The organism is Capnocytophaga sp. oral taxon 902, assembly GCF_013394735.1.
GTDB lineage: Bacteria > Bacteroidota > Bacteroidia > Flavobacteriales > Flavobacteriaceae > Capnocytophaga > Capnocytophaga ochracea.
This window is the reverse complement of the sequence record NZ_CP058261.1, coordinates 959,552-982,402: the sequence shown is the minus strand read 5'-3', so window position 1 is coordinate 982,402 and position 22,851 is coordinate 959,552. Positions and strand designations below refer to the sequence as shown.

At 38.6% G+C, this 22,851-nt stretch carries 18 protein-coding genes; 9 read left to right on the top strand and 9 right to left on the bottom strand.

Going from position 1 to position 22,851, the window contains the following annotated elements:
* Nucleotides 1-2 precede the first annotated feature (2 nt).
* Genes aat through HW278_RS04125 form a run of 3 tightly spaced genes read left to right on the top strand, consistent with a single transcriptional unit; the run spans nucleotide 3 to nucleotide 1,994 of the window.
* The gene (gene aat, locus HW278_RS04135) at nucleotides 3-671 is read left to right on the top strand and encodes a leucyl/phenylalanyl-tRNA--protein transferase (protein WP_178977013.1); all 669 of its coding nucleotides are present in this window, start codon (nucleotides 3-5) and stop codon (nucleotides 669-671) included.
* Nucleotides 672-676: 5 nt separating this feature from the next.
* Nucleotides 677-1,468 (top strand): glycoside hydrolase family 16 protein, encoded by a 792-nt coding sequence (locus HW278_RS04130; RefSeq protein WP_178977012.1) that lies wholly within the window; start codon nucleotides 677-679, stop codon nucleotides 1,466-1,468.
* A 13-nt stretch (nucleotides 1,469-1,481) separates the two neighbouring features.
* Nucleotides 1,482-1,994 (top strand): AAA family ATPase, encoded by a 513-nt coding sequence (locus HW278_RS04125; RefSeq protein WP_178977011.1) that lies wholly within the window; start codon nucleotides 1,482-1,484, stop codon nucleotides 1,992-1,994.
* Nucleotides 1,995-2,106: 112 nt separating this feature from the next.
* Here HW278_RS04125 and HW278_RS04120 read toward each other — a convergent pair whose 3' ends face one another.
* Nucleotides 2,107-3,318, bottom strand: coding sequence for a Bcr/CflA family multidrug efflux MFS transporter (locus tag HW278_RS04120; RefSeq protein WP_178977010.1), 1,212 nt, complete (start codon nucleotides 3,316-3,318; stop codon nucleotides 2,107-2,109).
* Nucleotides 3,318-5,801 carry a zinc-dependent metalloprotease gene (locus tag HW278_RS04115; RefSeq protein ID WP_178977009.1) on the bottom strand — a complete coding sequence of 828 codons (2,484 nt, stop codon included), beginning with the start codon at nucleotides 5,799-5,801 and terminating at the stop codon, nucleotides 3,318-3,320. Before HW278_RS04115 ends, HW278_RS04120 begins: the two co-directional genes overlap by 1 nt.
* Before the next feature lie 781 nt (nucleotides 5,802-6,582).
* Here HW278_RS04115 and HW278_RS04110 point away from each other — a divergent pair.
* The 5 genes from HW278_RS04110 to HW278_RS04090 all read left to right on the top strand — a co-directional run bounded on the left by HW278_RS04110 (nucleotide 6,583) and on the right by HW278_RS04090 (nucleotide 11,834).
* On the top strand, nucleotides 6,583-7,542 hold the full coding sequence (locus tag HW278_RS04110; RefSeq protein ID WP_255493530.1) for an IS30 family transposase: 960 nt from the start codon (nucleotides 6,583-6,585) through the stop codon (nucleotides 7,540-7,542).
* Nucleotides 7,543-7,662: 120 nt separating this feature from the next.
* Nucleotides 7,663-8,685, top strand: coding sequence for a phenylalanine--tRNA ligase subunit alpha (gene pheS, locus HW278_RS04105; protein ID WP_178977008.1), 1,023 nt, complete (start codon nucleotides 7,663-7,665; stop codon nucleotides 8,683-8,685).
* 330 nt (nucleotides 8,686-9,015) lie between these two features.
* On the top strand, nucleotides 9,016-9,927 hold the full coding sequence (locus HW278_RS04100) for an ABC transporter ATP-binding protein (RefSeq protein WP_009410279.1): 912 nt from the start codon (nucleotides 9,016-9,018) through the stop codon (nucleotides 9,925-9,927).
* 62 nt (nucleotides 9,928-9,989) lie between these two features.
* Entirely contained in the window at nucleotides 9,990-10,601 is a 612-nt protein-coding gene (locus tag HW278_RS04095) for a PASTA domain-containing protein (RefSeq protein WP_009410280.1), read from the top strand.
* 174 nt (nucleotides 10,602-10,775) lie between these two features.
* Nucleotides 10,776-11,834, top strand: coding sequence for an RluA family pseudouridine synthase (locus HW278_RS04090; protein ID WP_178977007.1), 1,059 nt, complete (start codon nucleotides 10,776-10,778; stop codon nucleotides 11,832-11,834).
* A gap of 17 nt (nucleotides 11,835-11,851) precedes the next feature.
* Here the strand turns inward: HW278_RS04090 and HW278_RS04085 are convergent, their stop codons facing one another.
* The 5 genes from HW278_RS04085 to HW278_RS04065 all read right to left on the bottom strand — a co-directional run bounded on the left by HW278_RS04085 (nucleotide 11,852) and on the right by HW278_RS04065 (nucleotide 16,873).
* Complete coding sequence (locus tag HW278_RS04085) at nucleotides 11,852-13,168, bottom strand: HlyD family efflux transporter periplasmic adaptor subunit (RefSeq protein ID WP_178977006.1); 1,317 nt, start codon at nucleotides 13,166-13,168, stop codon at nucleotides 11,852-11,854.
* 102 nt (nucleotides 13,169-13,270) lie between these two features.
* Nucleotides 13,271-14,770 (bottom strand): nucleotidyltransferase domain-containing protein, encoded by a 1,500-nt coding sequence (locus HW278_RS04080; protein WP_178977005.1) that lies wholly within the window; start codon nucleotides 14,768-14,770, stop codon nucleotides 13,271-13,273.
* Between the two features lie 68 nt (nucleotides 14,771-14,838).
* Nucleotides 14,839-15,285 carry a hypothetical protein gene (locus HW278_RS04075; protein ID WP_178977004.1) on the bottom strand — a complete coding sequence of 149 codons (447 nt, stop codon included), beginning with the start codon at nucleotides 15,283-15,285 and terminating at the stop codon, nucleotides 14,839-14,841.
* Between the two features lie 125 nt (nucleotides 15,286-15,410).
* Nucleotides 15,411-16,040 carry a hypothetical protein gene (locus HW278_RS04070; protein ID WP_255493756.1) on the bottom strand — a complete coding sequence of 210 codons (630 nt, stop codon included), beginning with the start codon at nucleotides 16,038-16,040 and terminating at the stop codon, nucleotides 15,411-15,413.
* Nucleotides 16,040-16,873: a C39 family peptidase gene (locus tag HW278_RS04065; protein WP_048746026.1), complete on the bottom strand. Its 834-nt coding sequence runs from the start codon at nucleotides 16,871-16,873 to the stop codon at nucleotides 16,040-16,042. Before HW278_RS04065 ends, HW278_RS04070 begins: the two co-directional genes overlap by 1 nt.
* Before the next feature lie 118 nt (nucleotides 16,874-16,991).
* Here HW278_RS04065 and HW278_RS12865 point away from each other — a divergent pair, with 118 nt between their 5' ends.
* Nucleotides 16,992-17,108, top strand: coding sequence for a cysteine peptidase family C39 domain-containing protein (locus HW278_RS12865; RefSeq protein ID WP_009420765.1), 117 nt, complete (start codon nucleotides 16,992-16,994; stop codon nucleotides 17,106-17,108).
* 267 nt (nucleotides 17,109-17,375) lie between these two features.
* Here the strand turns inward: HW278_RS12865 and HW278_RS04050 are convergent, their stop codons facing one another.
* Entirely contained in the window at nucleotides 17,376-19,130 is a 1,755-nt protein-coding gene (locus HW278_RS04050; RefSeq protein WP_178977002.1) for a TonB-dependent receptor, read from the bottom strand.
* A 100-nt stretch (nucleotides 19,131-19,230) separates the two neighbouring features.
* The gene (locus HW278_RS04045; protein WP_016479911.1) at nucleotides 19,231-22,236 is read right to left on the bottom strand and encodes a tetratricopeptide repeat protein; all 3,006 of its coding nucleotides are present in this window, start codon (nucleotides 22,234-22,236) and stop codon (nucleotides 19,231-19,233) included.
* Nucleotides 22,237-22,851: the final 615 nt, after the last annotated feature.

Below are 22,851 nucleotides of genomic sequence, written 5' to 3'. Positions count from 1 at the left end.
GAATGATATACTTAACGAACGATAAAACATCTTTTCCTTCCCCCGATACGGCTTCGGAGGAAGGAATTGTTGCTTTAGGAGGGAGTCTTACCCCTGAACGACTTATTGAGGCGTATTCGGAGGGTATTTTCCCGTGGTATAACAAAGGAGAGCCGGTAGTCTGGTGGTGTCCTGACCCGCGTTTTGTACTCTTTCGGGAGAAATTGCATATCAGCAAGCATATGCGCAAGATGCTACGCGAAGCACTTTATTGCGTTACTTATAACCGTTGTTTTACTGAGGTGATGCGACAGTGCGCTACTGTTCCGCGTAAAGACCAAGACGGCACGTGGATTCACCCTGAACTGATAGAAGCCTATACAGGCTTGCATAAAAGAGGGATAGCGCACTCGGTAGAGGTGTGGGAAGGAGATGTACTCATAGGAGGTTTATACGGGCTAAAAATGGGCAAAATCTTTTGTGGGGAGAGTATGTTTAGCAAGCGCAATAATGCCTCAGAATACGGCTTTATCACCTACCTGCAAGCACACTCCAATATAGCATTGGTAGATTGCCAAATATACAGCGAGTATTTAGAGCGTTTGGGAGCAGAGGAAATACCTCGCAAAGAGTTTTTAGCCCTTTTAGGTAAGGCATATGAAGAAAGAGAAAATGAAAAGATAATAACTTAAACTGTATGAATATGAAACCTTTTACATTATTACTATTTACGTTGGCTCTTATGAGCTGGGGTTGTTCTAAAAAAGAGGAGGTTAATGAGAAACCTTGGAAATTGGTATGGGAAGATAATTTCGACAGAAATGATATTTTCTCGACTGGCGTGTGGACAAAAATGAACCGTTGGGGAGACAACTGTTGCAACACAATGAGCAATGACCCGAGTTTGTTTGAGATAAAGAACGGGAAGATGATTCTCTTAGGGGTAACTAATAAAAATTTAAAAAAAGACCCTTCGCCTTACCTTACTGCGGGTGTTTGGACTAAAGAAAAGAAGTTTTTCCAAAAAGGGAAGATAGAAGTGCGTTGTAAGTTAGAAGGCACGCAAGGAGCGTGGCCTGCTATATGGTTGGTTACCAAAGATACTAAATGGCCTGAAGAAGGAGGAGAGATAGACCTTATAGAACGCTTAAATTACGACCCTTTTGTGTATCAGACTGTGCATTCGCCGTTTACACATAAAAAGAAAGCAGGACCAAAAAGCTCTACTTCTTTTCCGATTAATCCTGATGACTACAACACTTATGCAGTGGATTTTGAAGGAGATGTGATACGGTTTTACGTAAACGGACTGCCTTCATTTGTCTATTCGCGTATGCCTGGTAAGGAGAGTGAAAAGCAATTTCCGTTTGATTTGCCTTTCTTTTTGATTATTGATATGCAACTGGGAGGTGAATGGGTAGGCGAAGTAAAGCCGTTTGATAAACCCGTGAGAATGTATATTGATTGGGTGCGGTTTTATCAGAGGTAAACGAGGTATAAAAATGATTGTTTTAATTACTGGAGCTTCGCACACAGGTAAGACTTTTTTAGCTCAAAAGCTATTAGAAAAATATAAATACCCATATCTATCAATAGATCACTTAAAAATGGGATTAATTCGCAGTGGTTATACTAAACTTACCTTAGAAAATGATAAAGAACTTACAGATTATATGTGGCCTATTATTCGTGAAATGATTAAGACAGCCATAGAAAACAAACAAAATCTTATTATTGAAGGAGTATATATTCCTTTTGACTGGGAAAAAGATTTTACAAAAAAATATCTCGATGATATTAAATGTTATTGTCTTGTAATGAGTGAAAACTATATTAAAACCCACTTTGAGGATATAAAGAAATATGCAAATGTCATAGAAAACCGTTTAGATGATGATTGGTGTACAATGGAAAGTGTTTTAGATGATAATGCACAGTTTTTAGCCCTTGCAAAGAAACACAACACTAATTTTATACTGATTGATGATAAATATAAAGTAAATATTGAGCTATGATGTTTATTGAACTATCAGATTGTTAGTTGTCAATGGTGAATTATTATGAAAGCAAGCGCAGTGGTGAGATTTTTGTTTTGGAGAGTCTTAGAGAGGCAGAGAAACGGTATAGTTATTTGCTAATGGTGCGACGAGCGACTAACAGCACATAGCTGAGAGTGCCAACTCCTATGCATATTGCCATTGCAAATACCATTGGGCGCTCGGAGGTGATGGCAAAAAGCGAGAGTACTGCTCCTACTACCGAACCGATACCAAAACGCAACATTCCTGTGAGGGAATTGGCGGTACCCGCTACTTCGGGGTACATATCCAAAATGGCAGCATTGGCACTGCTGGACACTACCGATACTAAACCTACAAACATTGAAACGCCTGCTACTGTAGCCCATAATCCCAAATGAAAAATACCGCATATCACCAGCCACGCTCCTGCAATGAGTTGGATAGTTAGCCCCAACCGCAAGGATTTTTCTACACCTATTTTGGTGACGAATTTGCCATTGAGTGAGGTTGCCGTCATCATTACAATGATGTTTAAAAGAAAGAAATACCCAAAGTGCTGAGGGGCTACCCCAAAGAGTTTGGTATACACGATAGAGCCCGTGGTAATAAAGCAAAACATTCCCGAATAGGAAAGCGAATTGCAGAAAATATATCCCAATACCTTTTTGTTGCTGAGGAGCTTGCCGTAAATGCGTAAGGTGTTGCCTATTTTCAAAGGAACACGCTTGAACTTAGGAAGCGTTTCAGGGATTTTATAACTCACTAAGAGCGCCGCTAAGAGTCCTAAAACCATCAGCACGTAGAAGATGATATGCCAATGAAACCAGTCGGTGAGGTGACCACCCAGTACGGGGGCGATAAGTGGAGCAATCATCGTGACAATCATAATCATCGACATTTGGCGGGCGAACTCGTTCTTGGCGAAAAGGTCGCGTAAGAGGGCACCCGTAACTACCGCCGGCGATGCTCCAAAAAAGCCTTGCACAAAGCGCAGTATATAAAAATGATGGATATGGTGAATTTGCGTAATCACTAACGATACCAATGCTGAGGTGATAATCCCGATGAGAATGATAGGTTTGCGCCCATAACTATCGGATAGAGGTCCCCAAAAGAGTTGCCCAAAAGCAAAACCAAGGGTAAAGAGCGCTAAGGTTTGAGATATCATCTCTTCGGATACGTTCAAATCGTTAGCAATCTTCACAAAAGCTGGGAGGTACATATCGATAGCCAGCGGGGTGAGCATCGATAGGAGTCCCATAATGAGGATAAACAGTAGGTCGGGTTTTGAGTCTTTGAGTTCTTCGGGTTCTAACACTATTTTTTAGGGTCTTTAATACGTTCTATTTCCTTTATAATTTCTTGGTAGTGTAGATGGTTAATAGATGAAGCAGGTTCTTTAGCAAGAGCTTGTTTGGCGAAAGCCTCAATCATATCTAAATGTTGCAAGGCAAAGAGGCGCACATCGGATACTTGCTGTATGCTCGCAGCTTTACTGTTTTTAGCGTCGGCAGGCGCATTGATGAGTCTATCGATTTGAGAGAGGTACAAGCGTTCTATCCCACGGCGATAAGTGTTCTGGCGTGCATCGGGGTTGTTGAGGGGTTTCCATACCGCTTTGAATACATCTTGCAGATATTCGTTTAGCGGATAAGGATTTTTGGAGGTGAGCGATTGGTTATAAAGGTTGTAGAGGGTTTGCTCTCCTAAAAGCACACTCAGGGTAAGGTTTTGCATACTGATGATGTTCTTATCGGGGGTAGCGCCTGTTTTTTCTACTATTTCCTCAGGATATAACCACAAAGGCGCCTCAAAAAGTTCTTTATCTAAATAGTTTATAGCTTCTTTTACCTTCTCTTTGGGTACTTCTTTATAGACTTCTTTCTCACCGATGATGCCCACATATCTATTGCCAATGTGCTTGAGCACGTGCTTCAAATAGCGGAAATACTGCATATAGGCAGCGGTTTGCATTTCGTCGAGATGTTCGTATTTATCGTTAGGCTGTTTAGTCCATTCGGGGAGGTGTTGGACAATATAGCGGAGGTTTTTCAATCCGTAGGTATTGGCTTTCATCACGTTGTCCGATAGGTCTTCAGTTTGCGCACGAGGGTCTTCATCTTTGCCTTCTCCTCCGAACCACAATCGCGGATTGGCTTTGAGTTTTTGGGTAACCATTTCGGCAAGAGATTCTTGTTCAGCATACTCGTCTTTATATTTGTTGCCATAATAGCGATATCCCCATTCGATTGCCCATTTGTCGTAGATGCCTATGCGCGGATAGAGTCCTTTGCTACTGATGTTGTCTTCGGGCTGTGCCACATAGTTAAAACGCGCATAGTCCATAATAGAAGCGGTATGCCCATTGGCTTCTACCCATTTTTTGTCGCGGAGTTTTTCGACAGGCGTCTGACTGCTGGCGCCCATATTGTGGCGCAAACCTAAGCAGTGCCCTATTTCGTGAGAGGAGACAAAGCGCACGAGGTCGCCCATTAGTTCCTCGTTGAACTCCATAGTACGAGCGCGTTTATCGACAGCGCCAGCCTGAATCATATACCACTGATTGAGGAGTTTCATCACGTTGTGATACCAACCCACGTGGCATTCTATAATTTCACCACTGCGAGGGTCGGCGATGTTAGGACCGTAGGCGTTACTTTTTTCGGAAGGGAGGTAGCGAATTACGTTGAAGCGCGCATCTTCTAAGCTCATTGAAGGGTCGTTAGGCCAAGGTTTTGCGACAATAGCCTCTTTGAAACCTGCTTGTTCGAAAGCAACATTCCAATCGTTTACGCCCAAAATGAGGTATTTTTGCCATTGTTTAGGCGTAGCAGGGTCGATATAGAACACAATTTGCTTTTTGGGGCGTACTAACTGACCGCTGAGGTATTTTTTGACGTCTTCTTTGCGAGGTTCTAAGCGGAAACGGTGTATGTAATATTCAGTTTCGGTGCGCTGTTGCTGATCGCTGAACTTGATGTATCGGGTAGCGAAAAAACCCACACGAGGGTCGAAGAGGCGTTTTTGCATAGGTGTTTTGGGCAAGAGTACCATAGAGATATTTAGTTCTAAGGTAACCGCCCCCACCTTGTTTGCCGACGGAATGGTACTGGGTGAAGCGTTGAACGTTTTGAGAGTATTGACCTCTACGTTGATAGGATAAGGACGTATATCGTCTACAAAAGAACGATCGGTAGCGATAGCGCCTATTTTCATTTGGGTTTTTGTATTCGATGAAAAAGAGGTAACGCTGTTGTCTTGCTTGAAGAAATCGGTGATGTCGATGAGTTGTGCTTTGGTTTTTGGGTTGCGCCCGATAACGGTGAACGATGCTACCACAGGGTTGGCACTCGAATTGGCTACTGCTACCGAAATATTATCGTCGGTGCCGGCTTCTTGCAGATTGAGGAAAGAGCGCAAGAGGAGTGTTTTATCGCCTTTCTGCTCGAAATAGACGGTTTGTTCATTCACTTTTTCGCCTGCATAGAGCCCGAAGTTATGAGGAGCAGCTTTGAGGCGTGTTACGCATAGCAAATAGCGATTGAGGAGAGAATCGGGGACTTCAAAATACCATTTATCCTCAATCTTACGGATAGTAAAGAGTCCGTTGCGCTCAATACCCTTTTTTTTGATGAGTTTAGCGTACTCTTCGGCGCGCTTTTGTTCGGGAGTCTTTTCAGGTTTTTCAGTTGTTTTGGTTTTAGTAGTATCTTTAGTAATAGTATCTTTCACAGCAGGCATTTTCTGCGCGAAAATCATTGTTGTAAATGATAGGAAAAGTATAAGTAAGTGTTTTTTCATTATTAGGTGTCAGGGATTAGACTTGTTAGACACGTCTGATCTGAGACGTATTTGATTTTGGGGTGCAAAAGTAGAAAATAATTAGGAAATTAGCAAATGAGGAAATGAGGAAATTTGGAAATGAGAGAATTAGGGAATGAGAGAATGAGAAAATGGGGTACGAGCTACAAGCTTGTACCAAAGGAGATTAACTTTGGCAAAGTTTAAAACTTTGCCAAAGTTTGAGATGAAAAAGCGATGTGTTGGGGTTGTTAGGACTATTCGGAAGATAACGGAGAAGAACGGAAGAGGGTCGAGAGAAATTTTGGTGAGAAAGTGCTATTAGAAGGGTGGGGTTAGCTTATAGAGAGCTTATAGGAAGCTTATACGAATCTTGGACGATTGGTATAGGAAGGGTATATAAGTAGTTGACTTATAATATAATACAACAGCATTAAAAATGGTAAAAACGGGGTTTCGAGGCGAAAGAAAGAGGAATAGGTGATAGGCCTTAGGTCATAGGCACTAGGAGGGAGTATGACGGAAAAGGAGAAGTGTAGCGAGGAAAAAGCGAAAGAAACCTCCCCCTTGCCCCCTCCAAAGGGGGAATTGGCAGATGTGAGAATTAGCAAATTATGTAAGTTCCACTAATAATTGCAATTTTAAGTAGTAATTTTTAGTAAAACTTTTATTTTTCAGAGGGTTTTGCCTCTAAGGGGCAACCCTCTGAAAAATAAAAAAAGAGAAAAAACTATAAAAGTCTTTTCTCTTTCAAAATAAATGCTTTTCTTTGTAAATGACAATGAAAGAATATAAGCATTTAAATTTGGTGCAAAGGTCGGTAATTTCTGCTTTAAAAGCAAGCGGAATCAAACAAAAAGATATTGCTCTTTATGCAGAGTGTAATCCCTCTACCGTCAGTCGAGAGCTGTCAAGAAACAAAACAAAGACAGGAAAATACAGTCCAAAAGTAGCTCAAGAAATCTCAGAAGAGCGTAAAGAACGTTTTAGGAAAGAACGTAAATTTACTAAAGAAATGAAAGTTTTTGTTATTAAGCATATCACTGAAGAACAGTGGTCTGTTGAGCAAATTGTAGGGTATTGTAAAAAAAATAGAATACCAATGGTTGGAAAAACAACTATCTATAATTTCATTCACCAAGACAAAGAAAACGGAGGCGAACTATACAAACACACTCGTCATCAGCTTAAGCATAGAAGTAGAGCATTGTACACTTGTAAAAAGAAAGTAGAAGATAAAAAGTCTATTGAAGAACGTCCTGAGGTTATAAGTCAGAAAACAGAGTTTGGACACTGGGAAATAGATTTAATTGTAGGAGCAGGAAATAAAGGAGCGATACTTACATTGGTTGAAATGACTACTAAAATGTTATTTATGAAAAAGTTAAAAGAAGGAAAGAAAGCTAAATCATTAGCAGATGAACTTATAGATATGACCTTGCCTTACAAAAACTATATAAAGACAATTACTGCTGACAATGGTAATGAATTTTCTGATTTTAAGCGAGTTGAAAAGAAATTGAACCTACAATTTTTCTTTGCTCATCCTTATAGTTCTTGGGAGCGAGGTCTTAGTGAACACACCAATGGTCTTGTACGGCAATACATACCTAAAAATACTGATTTTAAAAATATTACAGATAAAGAAATTAAAGAATATCAATATAAAATTAATAATAGACCAAGAAAAGTATTAGATTTTGAAAAACCTAAAGATTTATTCTATCAGAAAGTAATCTGAAAAATTGCACTTGATGGTGGAATGGGCGTTAGAAAATTAGTAGATTGGTAAATTTGCTAAATGGAAAATTATTTATACTTTTGCGTCTTGGGAAAAACAAAAGAGAAATCGTATTACTGTATGATTATTGATAAAATAAAAGAGCATATTGCTAAGATAGAAGATTTTAGCGCAAAAACTAAGGAAGAACTTGAACAATTCCGCATTCAGTACCTCGGTAAAAAGGGGGTACTCAACGACTTTTTTACCGCTTTTAAAGAGGTGCCTAAGGAGGAGAAAAAGACTTTTGGGCAGGTAGTGAATGAACTCAAACAAAAAGTAGAAGCCAAAGTACAAGAATGGCGTGAGCGTTTGGAGGAACACAGTGAAAACAAAGGTATATACGGCGATTTGAGTCGTCCTGCGACCCCTTCGCCTATCGGGGCGCGCCACCCTATTTCGATAGTTAAAAACGAAATTGTGAATATCTTTGCCAATATAGGTTTTAACGTATCGGACGGACCTGAGATAGAAGACGACTGGCATAACTTTACTGCCCTCAACCTTCCTGAATATCACCCTGCTCGTGATATGCAGGACACGTTTTTTATACAAACTAATCCGGATATTCTCTTACGTACCCATACCAGTTCGGTGCAAATACGCTATATGGAGGGACATCAGCCACCTATACGGACGATTTCGCCAGGTAGAGTATTCCGCAACGAAGCTATTTCGGCACGTTCACACTGTTTGTTCCACCAAGTAGAAGGCTTATATATAGATAAAAACGTATCGTTTGCTGACCTGAAACAAACTTTGTTGTACTTTACTAAGGAGATGTTCGGCAAGTCGCGTATACGTTTGCGTCCGTCGTACTTCCCTTTTACCGAGCCAAGTGCTGAGGTAGACATCTATTGGGGACTCAATAACGAGGTGGATTACCGTATTACCAAAGGTACTGGTTGGTTGGAAATTATGGGTTGTGGTATGACTGACCCTAACGTACTTAAAAACTGTGGTTTTGATAGTGAGGTATACAGTGGTTTTGCCTTCGGTATGGGAGTTGAACGCATTGCAATGCTTTTGTACCAAATAGGAGATATACGTATGTTCTATGAGAACGATATGCGTTTCTTGGAACAGTTTAAAAGTGCGCTCTAAGTGCGGATAAAAGATAAAAGGTAAAAGGTAAAAGGTGCAAGCCGCACGGGCGGATAGGAGGTAAAAGATAATAAGGTAAAAGGGACGAGCCAAAGCCAGCGAGGGCTCACAGCTGGATATGTGGAGGCGGATTAATTAGGGAATGAGGAAATTAGGAAATTAGGGAATGAGGAAATTAGGAAATTAGGAAATGAGGAAATGGGAAAATGGGAAAATGGGAAAATGGGGAGGTGTGAGTCCTTAGGGCACAGGGAAACTTTGCCGAAGTGTGGGAAGCAATATACGAATTGCATAAATTGCAAAGCGCGAATATTTACATATAAATAAACAATGCTAAACCTTAAAAATATATTCTTTGCTTATGAAGGGCAAGACCCTATACTGCAAGACATTTCTTTTGAGTTGGCGCAAGGTGAGCACCTTTCGCTGATGGGAGAAAGTGGTTGTGGCAAGAGTACCTTGCTGAAAGCTATTTATGGTCTCATTGATGTGCAAGAAGGTACTATACACTTCCACAACGAGCGCGTAAAGGGTCCTTCTTGGCAGTTAGTGCCTGGGTTTAAAACGATGAAATACCTTGCACAGGACTTTGGGTTAGGTCCTTATCACACAGTAGCTGAAAATGTAGGAAAGTTTATCTCTAACCTCGATTTAACCTATAAAAAAGAGCGCGTAATGGAGTTGCTCACCTTGGTGGGAATGGAACGTTTTGCGCCCTTAAAAGCACTAAACCTCAGCGGTGGTGAGAAACAGCGTGTGGCATTGGCAATGGCATTGGCACAAGAACCTCAATTGTTATTGCTTGACGAACCTTTTAGTCAGGTGGATAATTTTAGAAAGAACGAACTACAACGCACTCTCTTCACCTATTTGAAAGAGCAAAACATTAGCTGTATAGTGGCTACTCACGACGGTAAAGACGCGCTTTCTTACTCCGATAAAACCCTTATAATGCGCGACGGGAAGCTGTTGTTTTTTAACAATACGCTCTCGGTTTATTTCCAAAATACCGATTATTACACGGCTTCTTTGTTTGGTGAAGTGAGTTGGCATAACGGTAAGCTCTTCAAACCCCAACAGATTACCATTACAGCAACCTCTGATTGGGAAGCTACTGTACAATACTGTTATTTTCAAGGAGCACAATACCTTATAGAAGCTACTTCGGTAGAAGGGAAAGTGTACTTCTACAACGATACCCCCATAGAGAAAGGGGAGAAGGTGTGGTTGAGGATATTGTAGGGGGCTGTATTGTCCTTTTCAAAAATATTTGTACCTTTGCACCATAACAATACTTGCAAAGTATGGAAAAGATTAAAGAATTCTTAAAAAACTCAGGAAAGAAACTAGCTTGGCAATTTGCTTTTGCCATAGTGGCGTGTATTATATTAGTTTGGTGTGTATTGCAACTCTTGCGCATCTATACGGCGCACGGAGAGTACATTACAGTACCTAATTTGAGCAAGAAAACACTTACCGAAGTAGGGGTGATATTAGATAAGCAACAATTGCGTTATGAGGTGTTGGATTCTACTGAATACGACCCTAAATACCCTCCTCTATCGGTAATCAGTCAGACGCCTGAGGCTACCGAGAGAGTAAAGAAGAACCGCAAAATATACCTTAACATCAATCCGTCGGGCTATCATAAAGTAACAGTGCCTAAGGTGATACAAGTAACGCGCCGGAATGCAGTAGCTACCTTGCAATCGGTAGGGCTTGCCGTCGGTAGGGTTACTTATGTGAACAATATTGGGAAAGATATGGTATTGGAAATGCAACACGATGGTAAACCCGTACAACCTGGCGATAAGCTTATTAAAACCTCACGTATAGACCTTGTGTGTGGCAATGGCTTAGAGGCTCGGGATACTATCCCTACCGAAATACCTATTGAAGAACTGATGGGGGACTAGTGCGAGCCGCACAGGCAGTCGTAGCACGACGGGCGGTGTGAGCCACACTAGCAAGTGTGAGTCGCACGGGCAAGTATGAGCAATGCAGGCTATTATAAATTTAAACTTTGGTAAGGGGCGTAGCACGCACGCTATTAGAAACTTTAGCAAAGTTTGTGGCGCAAATGTAAGGTAATGCGTGATATAGACGAGATAGAAGATTTAGACGATTTGGAACCAGACGGAGAGGAAGCTCCTTCTCTTTACGAGCATTACTCCTTTACGGCGGGCAAAGGGCAAGAACCTTTTCGCGTGGATAAATTCTTGATGAACTTTGTAGAGAATGCCACCCGTAACAAGGTGCAACAAGCAGCCAAGCAGGGTAATATTTTTGTGAATGGCGAGCCTGTAAAGTCTAATCATCGTGTGAAAGCTAATGACGAAGTAAAGGTACTTTTTCCTCACCCTCCTCACGAGGATTTATTGGTGCCCGAGAATATTCCTTTAAACATAGTATACGAAGACGATAGCCTTTTGGTGGTAAATAAACCTGCGGGTATGGTGGTACACCCTGGTCACGGCAACTACAGCGGAACGCTCATCAATGCATTAGTATATCATTTTGAGAACTTGCCTAACAACAGTAGCAATCGTCCTGGGTTGGTACATCGTATCGATAAGGATACTAGTGGACTTTTAGTAGTGGCTAAAACCGAAGAGGCGATGTTACACCTTACTCAACAGTTTTTTAATAAAACTACTCAGCGCGAATATATAGCCCTTGTATGGGGTAATATAGAAGAAGACGAAGGAACGGTGTGTGGTCATATTGGGCGACACTTAAAAGACCGCCTGCAAATGGACGTCTTCCCCGATGGTTCTCACGGTAAAGAGGCAGTAACCCATTACAAGGTGTTAGAGCGTTTTGGTTATGTAACACTCATTTCTTGCAAGTTAGAAACAGGGCGTACACACCAAATAAGGGTGCATTTAAAACACATAGGGCATACCCTTTTCAACGATGAACGTTATGGGGGCGACAAGATTCTGAAAGGAACAACTTTTGCCAAATACAAGCAGTTTGTAGAGAATTGCTTTGCGGTATTACCTCGCCAAGCCTTGCACGCTAAAACCTTAGGTTTTGAACACCCCATTACTCACAAGTATCTTAGCTTTGATAGTGAACTTCCTAATGATATGCAACAGTGTATAGAGAAATGGAGGAATTATAAGAAGTCGATGGTAAGTGATTAGCTATATAGTTTACTCTTTTATTTTTCTATTACATATTTTAGATTGTCAAAGAGTCGTTGGATAAGACGGCGGTCTTTGGTGATGATTTCTGCTGTACCAGAAGTTGCTTTATCAGTTTTAATATACTCTCCATAATTAGTTTTTAGTCCTTCATTAAATTGTACAAGTACTAAATAAACCTCCATTTCTCCTTGTGTAGTTTTTTCTTCTTTTTTACTCATTGAGATGGAAATAACAGTTCCTCGTACTGAACCATATTCTAAATAAGGGAAATCATCTAATTTTACAACTACTTCTTGTCCTACTTTTACTTTACCTGCTCCTAGGGTAGGTAAAAGCATCTGTCCTAAACTCTTTTCTTGCGTAGGTATTACCGAAAAAACTTCTGTACCTGCAGTTACATATTGGTTTTCTGTCCAAAAGTTAAGAGTTTGTACTTTACCTTTTATAGGAGATTTGATAATATATAGATGTTCCCATTTATTTATTTCTTCCATAAGTTTATTATAGGAGGTAATAATATTAGTTTTTAAATCATTATACTTAATTGCTTTTTGTGTAGTAAGTTCTTTTATGGTATTGGTAGTTTGCTTAGTTTGTTTTTCCATAGAGGCAAAATTTTCTTTATCAGAGGTTATATTATTTTTGGTTTGTAAGAGCGTCATATTCGATTTGTCCATATCGGCTTCAGCAACTGTTTGAGAAGAAAATAATAAGGAGTCTCTGCGGTGTATTTTTTTAGCAAAGATATAGTAGTTTTCATCAATTGCTAATCGTTCTTGAAAAATATGTAACTCTCGTAGTTGTTTTTGATAGATATGCTGTAGATTATTTATCTGTACATCATAAAGTTTTTCAGTTTCATAGAGATATAATTGCTCTACATTGGATAAAAAGTCATAGTATGAGACGGTAAGTTCTCCTAAGGTAATTTTATTAGGTAGCTTCTTCAAAACATCAGTATATTGAGGAGAGGTTAAAAAATCTGACAAACTGTTTTTTATCTTTATGATTGTATCGTAAGAAACCGTGTTTTGGATATAAGCAATAGGCTCATTTTCCTTTACGTCTGACAGGAATTTATCAGAAAATAAGTGTATTTTTCCAGAGCTATTGGCAACTAACTTTATTTCTTTGGCTGTACTATTAATGGTAATTTTTCCTACAATAATATCTGGATATTTCACTATGAAACCAAAGAAAAAGAATGCGACAACTATAAAGATGATGATATAGGAGGTATATCTACCAAATTTATGGGGCATCCTGTCTATAATATCTTGTACTTCTTCAGTACGCTGGTGTTTGTAGTATATGTTGGTATCTGTTTCCATTATGTATATTTTAGTTTCTTTTTAAATTATCTGATTTATATAGAGATTACTTTCGAATGCAAAAGTATATAATGACTGTTTAAACTTTAAATGGGTTTGGAATTACTCTATCTGTAAAGCGACATAAGGCAAGTAAGCCTTGAATTTAGGTTCGATAAACAAAATACTATAGCAGTAATCTAATACATTTTTACAAAAGCAAAATTTCTTTTTCTTAGTTTCATCAAAGTCAGGTGTTATCAAGAAAGTTTTATATAGAGGGATCACTCTGTTATCTATCCTAGCTAATGCTTCAGATAGTATATGATAGCTTTTATCGATTTTTAAGGTTGATTTTAAGTATTGCTTTTGATTTTGAAATATACTGTTGTATTTTTTCAAAATTGTACTTTTTTCAATAGTAGTTTCTGGAGCTTTATTTATAAGAATATCATCAGCACAATATATTATCCAGCAATCTATTAAATATTTGAGAAAGGAAAGATACTCTTCTCTGCTCATCTTTTCTATCTTTCTAAGAGTTATTAGTAGGTTTAATCCTTTTAGGATTTTAAAATTCTCATTTTCCAAGTTATGAAAAGCTTCTTTTGATAGCATTTCAAAGAAAGGAAGTAGTTTTTGGTAGTTTTCTAAAGAATTAAAGCAAGTTTGAGGATAGAAATAGTGTATGTCTATCAATTGTTCATTAGGAAATTTATTTAGTAGTTTTTGAAGCTGGGATTTGTTAAAATCTTCTATTATCAAGTACAAAAAGCCATCAGTTGATGATATAAAATGGTAAGCATTTATAGAAAGGGTTTTAAGAAAGGGGACTATAGCTAAAATAATTTCAGCAGATTCTTTTTGATGAAGTACTTTTGAAACTTGTATTACTAGCATATTCTCTGAAAAAGCAAACTCTTGGAAGTTTAACTCCTGTATAAACTTTCCTCCTGTAGAATCTAATAGCTCTTTGGTGATAGTTATCAGTTTATCTTTATCTCCCTTTTCAAAAAACATTTGAGTAGCTATTTGAAGCTCTTCAAAAAAAGTAGGAGCTACCTTCCTTAAAAACTCTGATTTTGTTTTACCAGTACCTCCCCATTGACGGAGCAAACGAAGTTTAAACTCAGCTAAAACATCTATCAAGAGTAATGCTACAAAGAAAATACGTTTGGTGTCTTTTACTCCCTCTATATCTAATAAGTAAGAAGTGATTTTTGATCTATATTTTTCATCTTCATCTTTTGAAAGAGGAGTACTCCCTTTTTCTTTTAGTGCTGTAGTATATTCCTTGAGATGCTTTAAAAAATGATGATGGTCTAACAAAATAAATCCTTTAGAAATCATATCAATATACACTCCTTTGTTAGAGAGAAAATCTTCATAAAGGGTGTATTCAATGCTTTCTACCGAGAAAAAGATAAGTTGTAAAGTAATACCTTTGTAATTGAGAGTTTTAATGATTTTTTGTATTCTCTCAGTAGTAAAGATGATAACATCTACATCCGAATAGATCGTTTCTTTACCTTCAGCATAACTTCCCGTTATAAGGGTAGCGTACTGATGAGAATAATTTTCGATGATATATTCTTTTACAAGCTCAATAATTTTTGGATTCATAAATTAGTTTTAAAAACAAAAGCTATCAAGAAAAATGATAGCTTTTGTAGTGTTTTACTTTAAATTATTTATTTGCCTAAATAGTCTTTTAAGAATGCGTAATAATCCTTGTACTTCTTATCAATAACACCCATTTTTTGAAATACACAAAACTGTTTCTCTAAAAAATCCATAGGATAAGCTGTATTAATTGATTTTTCCAATAAATCAGTAAGTACTTCTTTAGCTTTTCTCTCGTCCAAATATCTCTCTATAGTGTAATTAATACTGAGAGGAAAAATCACTTTCCTCTCAGTATAAAAAATAGAAATACCATTCACATTCTTAGTCTCTTTACTCCCAAAATCAAAAGCTTTTTCCTCATCCTCAGCAAGTGTTTTTATTTCCTGAATGATGAGGTTAATTTTTCTTTTAGAGACTTTGTGTTCTCTCAAAGTCTTCTCAAGCATTTGTAAAGATTTCTCAAAATAACCAAACATAGAGACAATACAAATATCTTTCTCTATATTTTGCATAATAATATCGAAATATTGTGTGTTGTAAAAGCGAGCTCCTATTCCAAAGTTTTCGCAGTCGTAAACACTTTCTTGGGCTTGAGAAAAAATAGGAATTGAGAGAAAGAACACTCCTATACTGATAATTACTTTCCTATACTGCATTTACCTAAATAGTCTTTTAAAAAAGCTCGATAATCCTTAAAACTCTTATCAATAGAACCATACCCTTCTATCAAAGTACCTGCTCTTTGATAAAAGCAGAAATTATCTTCCAAATAGCTAACGGCACACTTACAATTAAAATTCTTCTCCAACAAGTCTTCTATCACTTCTTTTGCTTTTTCTTTACTTAAATACTTCTCTATAACTCGATTCAAAGAAATTTTAACCGTTAGAGGATCTACTTGTGTGAAATTAGTAAAATCAAAATGATTGAAAATAGATATTAACTCCGAGTTTTGAGGTTCTATTAAACCATACTCTTGAAGTTTTTTACCAGGCCATCCAGTCATTTTTCTAATTTGCTTAATAATCTGTTCTCTTTCCTTCTGAGCTACACCATAACTCTCCAACTGACTATTAAGCACTTCTAATGATTTATCAAAATAACCATATACCGAATATACCTCAAAGTCTTTTTTAATAGTTCTGAGCCTTATAGTCAATTGTTGCCCTGTGTACGTCTGTCCTACTCTGAAATTTTCACAATCAAAAGGATGCTTATCTTGTGCAAATAAAAAAATAGATGTAAAAAACAAAAATAAAGTAATCATTAATTTCCTATACCACATCCTTTCCACCAGTCGTTATTATTTTTGTATTTCAGATCCTCACCTTTTAATTCTTTCATCCCCTTAATAGACATCATTTCGTGAAATTTTGTCATATCATATTTAACTTCTCTAATGCCTGTAGAACTTAGAGAATCAGCAATTGTTAATTCGTTGGTTTTTGGATCATATCCTACAATAACTACCGCGTGTCCGTCTTTTACAGAATTTGTACGCCAATCGTAGTCTCCATAAACAGAAATAATAGGATTACCCAATTTCAAAGACTCCGTAACTTTATAAAATTCATCACTGTAAATCTTATCATTCTCAAAAAATGTATTTGCAATCTTCTTATATCCATCCCCATCTATGCCTATATTCTTTAAAAAGAAGTTATCAAATGCCTTTTCTTTACTATCTATTCCTATCGATTCTGCAAAATCACTTTTATGTATTCCCACTTTATCTCCTCCATAAAATTTAGAGAGATAATCAAAGGCAAATATACCACACATAGCTGTTCCTGCAACCTGTTGACACATACCAGGCAGGTTCTTCAATTTTAGTGGAGGACCTGGTTCTGGAGGGGTTTCTTCGGGTGTATAACCTCCGCGGGCACCACCATAATTATCATAATCCTCATAGCCAGGACTAAAATCGTTAGGGAATAAGCCTCCCCCTCCTCCGATAGGAGAGCCATATACAGTGACCTCGTCTAAATCGTGGATATAATCAAACCATCCACCTCCTACACAACTTTGAGCATCTTGCTCTTTAAGAGCTCCCATCTCTTCCTCTAATTGAGAAAAAGATAATGTTTGAATACTTCTCATTCTATTTCAAAATTTAAGGAAAACACCGCAAAGGTAACTCATAAAAAAGTAATCACCAAATATTTTACATATTTAAAATATTCAATACTTTTATCTTCAGAATAAAACTAATGAATATATGAAGTTTAAAACCTTCCCTATTGATAGACAAATGAATATGATGGACTGCGGAGTAGCCTGCTTGAAAATGATTTGCAAATACTACTCTCTTCAGTTGTGTGAGTCCTCAACGTAACCAATCCGCAAAGCCGACCAAATAGTGGTAATGCAAGACGGAACTGTGGTAGAAATAGGCAATCACGAAGTGTTAATGCAATTAGGAGGACGTTACAGTCAGCTTGTAAAATCACAATTAGACATCAATACATAACTTATTCCTCACTAGTTTCATCTGCCTGTATAACTCTCTCTTGTCTCCTGTATTACAACTACGAAGAAAATAATAAAAACAGCGGTATGAATAAAGCATTCATACCGCTGTTTGTTTTGTTAGTATAAATTGTTACTTGTTACTTAGGCTAAACAGATAACGCACTCCTGCAAAGGCTTGTACGCCTTGTGAAGGATAATACAACCATTTTTTATAGTGCTCACTGGTGAGGTTGTTGGCTTTTAAGAATACTTGCCAATGTTTGTTGAAAGTGTAATCGGCGTGGAAATTGATATCAAAATAACCTTCCAAAGAGAGCTTATCAGGAATAGGATTTGCAACAGTTACGTAATCGAGGTCGTAACGTTTTCCTACATAAAAGAAGTCGAATCCAGCAAATAGATTGGGTAATATTCTAAAATCGGTGAAGAGAGATACTCGTGTGCTGGGCAAGTTCCAAGCGGTTTTATTTTTCTGTACACGGGCGTTATAGTTATTATATCTTCCTTCAAAGGTAAAAGAGAAAACATCTTTTATATTTCCTCCGATAGAAGCTAAAAGCTCCATATCGTTTACTTCGTCGTACACTAACTTAAAAGAGTTGTTATATTGATAAGGCAATATCTCGGTGGCGATAGTAGGGGTCTCGGAATTGGTAGTAAACAGAGGCATCTCTTTGTATTGGCGATAGCTTCCTTGTATGCGATAAAGCAAATCAGAAGTTACTTTTCCTTTAAGGGCTACAAAAGCATCGGCTTGCACATTGGTAGGCTTAATTTCTTGCATAGGTGAGAGAAAAGGATTCTCTTTGGTGAGTTTCTCTACTGTGTTTTGTTGCATAATACCGCGTATACCTGCGTGCAAAATAGCATCGGCAGTTAGCGGATAAGAAGCCTCTACATCGGGATAAGCTTTAAACTTGCTTTCATCGGACTGGTTTGCATCTACATACATCAAAGCAACGCCTAATTTTAAGTCCAAATTCTCAATAGATAGATGATAAGAAGGATTTACCCCAAAGAGCATCCAACGATTGTTAAGCTCGTTTACTAAGTTATTTTGACGGGTAAAACTACCATTGTAATAATCGAGAATTACATTGGTACGAACTTTTTGGTCATCGGTAAGAGGAATTTCGAAGGTGGGTTGTGCTTTTACATTCAATTCTTTACTATCGAAATGGTCGTAGAGCCCACGTACGCTGAAATCAAGTCCTTTAAAGTAAGGATTAGACCATTGGAGGTAACCTCCTACGCCATAATCGAAATAGGTTTGGTGTACATCATCTACTTTTCCAATCAACTGTTGTCTTGTATAAGAAGCGGGACGGATGCCATACCAGTTGTGCAAACGGCGACCTATATCAGCAGTGAGCCCCCAGAGTACATCTTGGTTCTGAAAATCATAACGCAACTCAGCCGATGAGAGCGCATAATTGGTATCGGTGTATACCTCGTCCATATTATCATTGGCTGAGATGTGATTCAGTAAAAAAGAAGCGTTACTGTTATCAGTTACAGGGAGAGTGATATTGGCATCGGCATAAAATGTATTGAGCATACCGAAACCGCCACCGAAATAAGAATCTAAATAGTCTTCGCGAACGACTTTTGGTTTCACCGAAGCTGCTTTGCCTTTTTCGGGAACAAAAGTAGAGGCTACCGGTACCGAATAGATGGTATAGTTGATTTGCTTTTTCTTAACGGTAAGCGAATCTTTTACGTTTGCATCTTCACGCTTTTTGTCGGCGTCGGCGATTGTAGGAGCATATGATTTTACCACATCTACTACTTTGGTAGAGAGGCTGTCTTTACGGCTTTGAGCGACTGCCATTGTTGAGGCAGAGAACAAAAGCATTGTTAGAATATATGTGATGTGTTTGTTCATTTGTTTAGAAATTAGGGTTTAGGACGGAGATTCAACTTTGCCAAAGGTGCGAGCCGCACAGGCAAAAACTTTGGCAAAGTGTATACCACAATATTAACCATTATTTTACTGATGAATTACTTTTAGCGGCTTCGGCTTTTACTACTGCGAGTTCTTTTTTGGCTTCGGCTACTATTTCAGGAAACTCTTTAAAGTTTTTAATTACACTTTCTAAGACGTAAGAGGCTTGATAAGCGTCTTTTAGTCCGTAGAAGTTTTTAGCCATTACGATAAGGCTCTTAGCAGCGAACTCTTTGTGTCCGCCATAGTCTTTAGCAATCTTTTGAACTACGTCATTAGAGGCTTTGTAGTTACCGTCTTTATTCTTAAAATAAGCATCGTAATACAAGGCTTCGGCAGCGAGGCTACCCGTAGCGGTTTTCTGTACCTCTTGGTAATATTTGCGAGCTTGGGTTTCATTTCCTGCTTGACTATAAGCACGAGCCAACACTATATAAGCATCGTTCTTGATACGTGTATCGATAGATTTTTCTTCTAATACCTTATTGGCATATTCAATAGCTTTATCGTACAGTTTTTCGTTATAGCACACGCGCATTAGGTTGCTTTGTGCATAAGTTTTGTTCTGTGCGATAGTAGCGGTTCGTTCGAGGTCTTCGAGATAAGGTTTGGCTTTTAGGTAGCTACCTGCTTCAAGAAGGATTTGACACACACGAGTAAGCGATTGCTCGCCGTATTCATTAGAACCGCTTTTGGTTACATTTTCGTAATGTGTAAGTGCTTTAGCCTTTTGTCCACTATTGAAATACATTTGTCCTAAGTAAAACTCGGCATTGGTGCGACGCATACCATTAGGGAACTCTTTAAGGTATTTTTCAAAACCTGAAATAGCCTCTTTGGTATTGTTTTGCATATATTGTCGTTCGGCAGCTTCATAAGTAGCTCCTTCAAGTTCGAGGTCGGTTACCTCTACATATCCCAAACCTTTAGCCCACGATGCGTATTCGTTTACGTTACCCATATCTACATAGATGAGTTTTGCGGAAGCTACCGCTTGTGAGGCTTCGTTGGTATTAGGATAGTCTTTGGCGATAGTTTGGAAAAGCGTTAAGGCTTTTTGGTTTTCGTTCCTATTATAATACACTAAACCTTCGCGGAGCATTGCACGAGGTACGAGCACATTGCCTTTATACTCTTTGGCGAGTTGCTGATAGTACTGTAATCCTTTTTGGGTATTTCCTTTGGTTACATAAGCATTCCCTAATTCAAACAAAGCATTAGGACGCAGATTAGAGCTTTTGTAGTTCTTAACGAAACGCTCTAAGTCTTCAATTTTGCTATTGAGGCGGTCTACGAACCCATAACTAATAGCCTTTTGGTAGGCGGCATAATCTTGGTCGGCTGATTTAGCTTCGATGAGTTTGTTATACCCTTCCATTGCAGGCCAGTATTTACCTGTTACGAAGTAAGAATCGGCGAGACGGAGTATAGCGTCGTGTTTCCAACTACTGTTCTTAGGGTTTTGTTTGAGGTACTTCTCGAAATTAGCGATAGCACCTGCATAGTTTTTTTGATTGAAATTAGCATAAGCTAAACCGTAGAAACCTTTGGCATACTCTTCGGTTTTAGGAGCTGATGAATTATGGAGAAACTGAGTAAAATAGGATTCCGCACCTTTGTAATCTTTCAGCTGATAAGCAGTTTCACCAGCCCAATAGGTAGCGCGAGCGGCAAGCGCAGAATTACCACCGATGGCTTTCTGCAAATATTTTAACGCCTCGTTGTATTGCAATTCATTAAAAAGCTCTAACCCGCGATAGAAGGCTACTTTTTTATAGGTTTCTTTGTCCTTTGGGTCGTTAGACTTTTCGAGCAGACTGATAGCGGCTTGATAGTTACCAGATGAAATATAAGAATCGACTAAGAGCGACTGTATTTCGTCCTTATGGTCGTTAGGATAAGCCGAAGCATATGCTTGTAGCACATTGGGGACACTCTCGTAAGGGTTACCGATTTCATAACTGAGGCGGGCGTAGTTCAGATGAGCATCTTTTTTAATTTGCTTATCGAAATCCATTTGAGAGGCATTGCGGAAAGCGTTGAGAGCCTCTTGTTTTTGGTTGGTTTTCAAATAGCATTCGGCTAAATGATAATACGCATTTTGAGCGACGCTATCGTTTCCGCCTACGATTTTGTTGAACTGCTCGATAGCCGCTTTATAATCGTTATTTTTGTAATGAGCGTATCCGATATAGTAATAATCGGTATTGGAGAACCTACCTTTTTTACCTTTATAGTTTTGTAAGTAAGGGATTGCTTCTTTGTATTTCTTGAGGTTGAAGTAGCTTTCACCTATAATCTTATTGAGCTCAGATACTTCTTGAGCATTTTTGGTTTTAGCGAGCTGTTTCTGTCCTTCGGTAATAGCTTCTTGATAAAGAGCTTGTTTGAAGTACATATTGGCTTGGAAGTAAGACACGTTTTTGGTGAGTGAAGCATCTTCTTCTTGTACCTCGCGGAAGTAGCTTTCAGCCTTAGAATAATCGTCTTTATCATAGGCGATATATCCTAAGTAATACTTGGCGTTGGCACCGTATTCTTTGGTGTTTTGTACCGACTCGAAATAAGGTTTAGATTCGGCTTGTTTGCCGGTTTGGAAGAGGCAAAAACCTTTTTGGAAGTTGTATTTAGCTTTATCGCTACTGCTTATGCTTTGGTCGTCGATAGCCTCGTACCAAGCGAGCGCATCTTCGTAGTTGCCCTGCTGATAATAGATGTTAGCCATTTGCAAATAGGCTTCGGAGCTCAGAGGAGAGTCGGGGTGATTGACGATAAAGTTATTCACCAGCGCATCGGCTCCGTCTTGATTGAGGATAGCGGCAATAGTGGCTACGTAGTATTCACTTTGGGTTTGGATAGCTCTATCGGGATTGGAGGTTTGTTCTTTTCGGAACAAGTTCTGTGCAGGCTGATAGAGCTTGCGATTGTAGAGTTCCACTGCCTTTTGGTATTGGCTTTGTGGATGGGTAATCATCTCAGTTTCTTGTGCCCATAACAGAGGGCTAAACGCCATCAGTGAGAGCACTGAAAAAAGTGTTTTTTTCATAATGTTTTAATAATTAGATGTTAGGATATGAGGAATAGATGGGGCAAAGATAAGAAATAATTATGAAATACGAATAAAAAGAGGAGAAATATTTGTGTGAAGGGGAAGCAGGCCTTAGGCCATAGGCAATAGGCAATAGGAGGGGGAAGCGACAAGCGGGAGGAAAATGAGAGAATTAGAGAATTAGGAAATTTGGAAATGAGGAAATGAGGAGGTAACTTTTTGGAACATCAACTTTGGCAAAGTTTTAAACTTTGCCAAAGTTTGAAATGAAAAAGCGATGTGTTGGGACTGTTAGGAGTGCTCGGAAGGAAACGGAGAAGTTCGGAAGAGGGAAGGGAGAGGTTTTGGCGAAAAAAGGGTATTAGATGGGTGGGGGTAGCTTATAGAGAGCTTATAGGAAGCTTATACGAATCTTGGACGATTGGTATAGAAAGGGTGTATAAATAGTTGATTTATACTGTAATACAACAAGGCTAAAAATGTTAAAAACGGGGTTTTGAGGCGAAAGAAAGAGGAAGAGGCACTAGGCCTTAGGCCATAGGCACTAGGGGGAGTGTGACGGAAAAGAGAAGTAATGACAAATGAACGAGAGGCGAATGACGAGGGGCGAGG

Excerpts from the sequence above, each read along its gene's own strand:
- aat (WP_178977013.1), top strand. The coding sequence starts at position 3 with ATGATATACTTAACGAACGATAAAACATCTTTTCCTTCCCCCGATACG.
- HW278_RS04130 (WP_178977012.1), top strand. The coding sequence starts at position 677 with ATGAATATGAAACCTTTTACATTATTACTATTTACGTTGGCTCTTATG.
- HW278_RS04125 (WP_178977011.1), top strand. The coding sequence starts at position 1,482 with ATGATTGTTTTAATTACTGGAGCTTCGCACACAGGTAAGACTTTTTTA.
- HW278_RS04115 (WP_178977009.1), bottom strand. The coding sequence starts at position 5,801 with ATGAAAAAACACTTACTTATACTTTTCCTATCATTTACAACAATGATT.
- HW278_RS04110 (WP_255493530.1), top strand. The coding sequence starts at position 6,583 with ATGAAAGAATATAAGCATTTAAATTTGGTGCAAAGGTCGGTAATTTCT.
- pheS (WP_178977008.1), top strand. The coding sequence starts at position 7,663 with ATGATTATTGATAAAATAAAAGAGCATATTGCTAAGATAGAAGATTTT.
- HW278_RS04100 (WP_009410279.1), top strand. The coding sequence starts at position 9,016 with ATGCTAAACCTTAAAAATATATTCTTTGCTTATGAAGGGCAAGACCCT.
- HW278_RS04095 (WP_009410280.1), top strand. The coding sequence starts at position 9,990 with ATGGAAAAGATTAAAGAATTCTTAAAAAACTCAGGAAAGAAACTAGCT.
- HW278_RS04090 (WP_178977007.1), top strand. The coding sequence starts at position 10,776 with ATGCGTGATATAGACGAGATAGAAGATTTAGACGATTTGGAACCAGAC.
- HW278_RS04085 (WP_178977006.1), bottom strand. The coding sequence starts at position 13,168 with ATGGAAACAGATACCAACATATACTACAAACACCAGCGTACTGAAGAA.
- HW278_RS04080 (WP_178977005.1), bottom strand. The coding sequence starts at position 14,770 with ATGAATCCAAAAATTATTGAGCTTGTAAAAGAATATATCATCGAAAAT.
- HW278_RS04075 (WP_178977004.1), bottom strand. The coding sequence starts at position 15,285 with ATGCAAAATATAGAGAAAGATATTTGTATTGTCTCTATGTTTGGTTAT.
- HW278_RS04070 (WP_255493756.1), bottom strand. The coding sequence starts at position 16,040 with ATGATTACTTTATTTTTGTTTTTTACATCTATTTTTTTATTTGCACAA.
- HW278_RS04065 (WP_048746026.1), bottom strand. The coding sequence starts at position 16,873 with ATGAGAAGTATTCAAACATTATCTTTTTCTCAATTAGAGGAAGAGATG.
- HW278_RS12865 (WP_009420765.1), top strand. The coding sequence starts at position 16,992 with ATGAAGTTTAAAACCTTCCCTATTGATAGACAAATGAATATGATGGAC.
- HW278_RS04050 (WP_178977002.1), bottom strand. The coding sequence starts at position 19,130 with ATGAACAAACACATCACATATATTCTAACAATGCTTTTGTTCTCTGCC.
- HW278_RS04045 (WP_016479911.1), bottom strand. The coding sequence starts at position 22,236 with ATGAAAAAAACACTTTTTTCAGTGCTCTCACTGATGGCGTTTAGCCCT.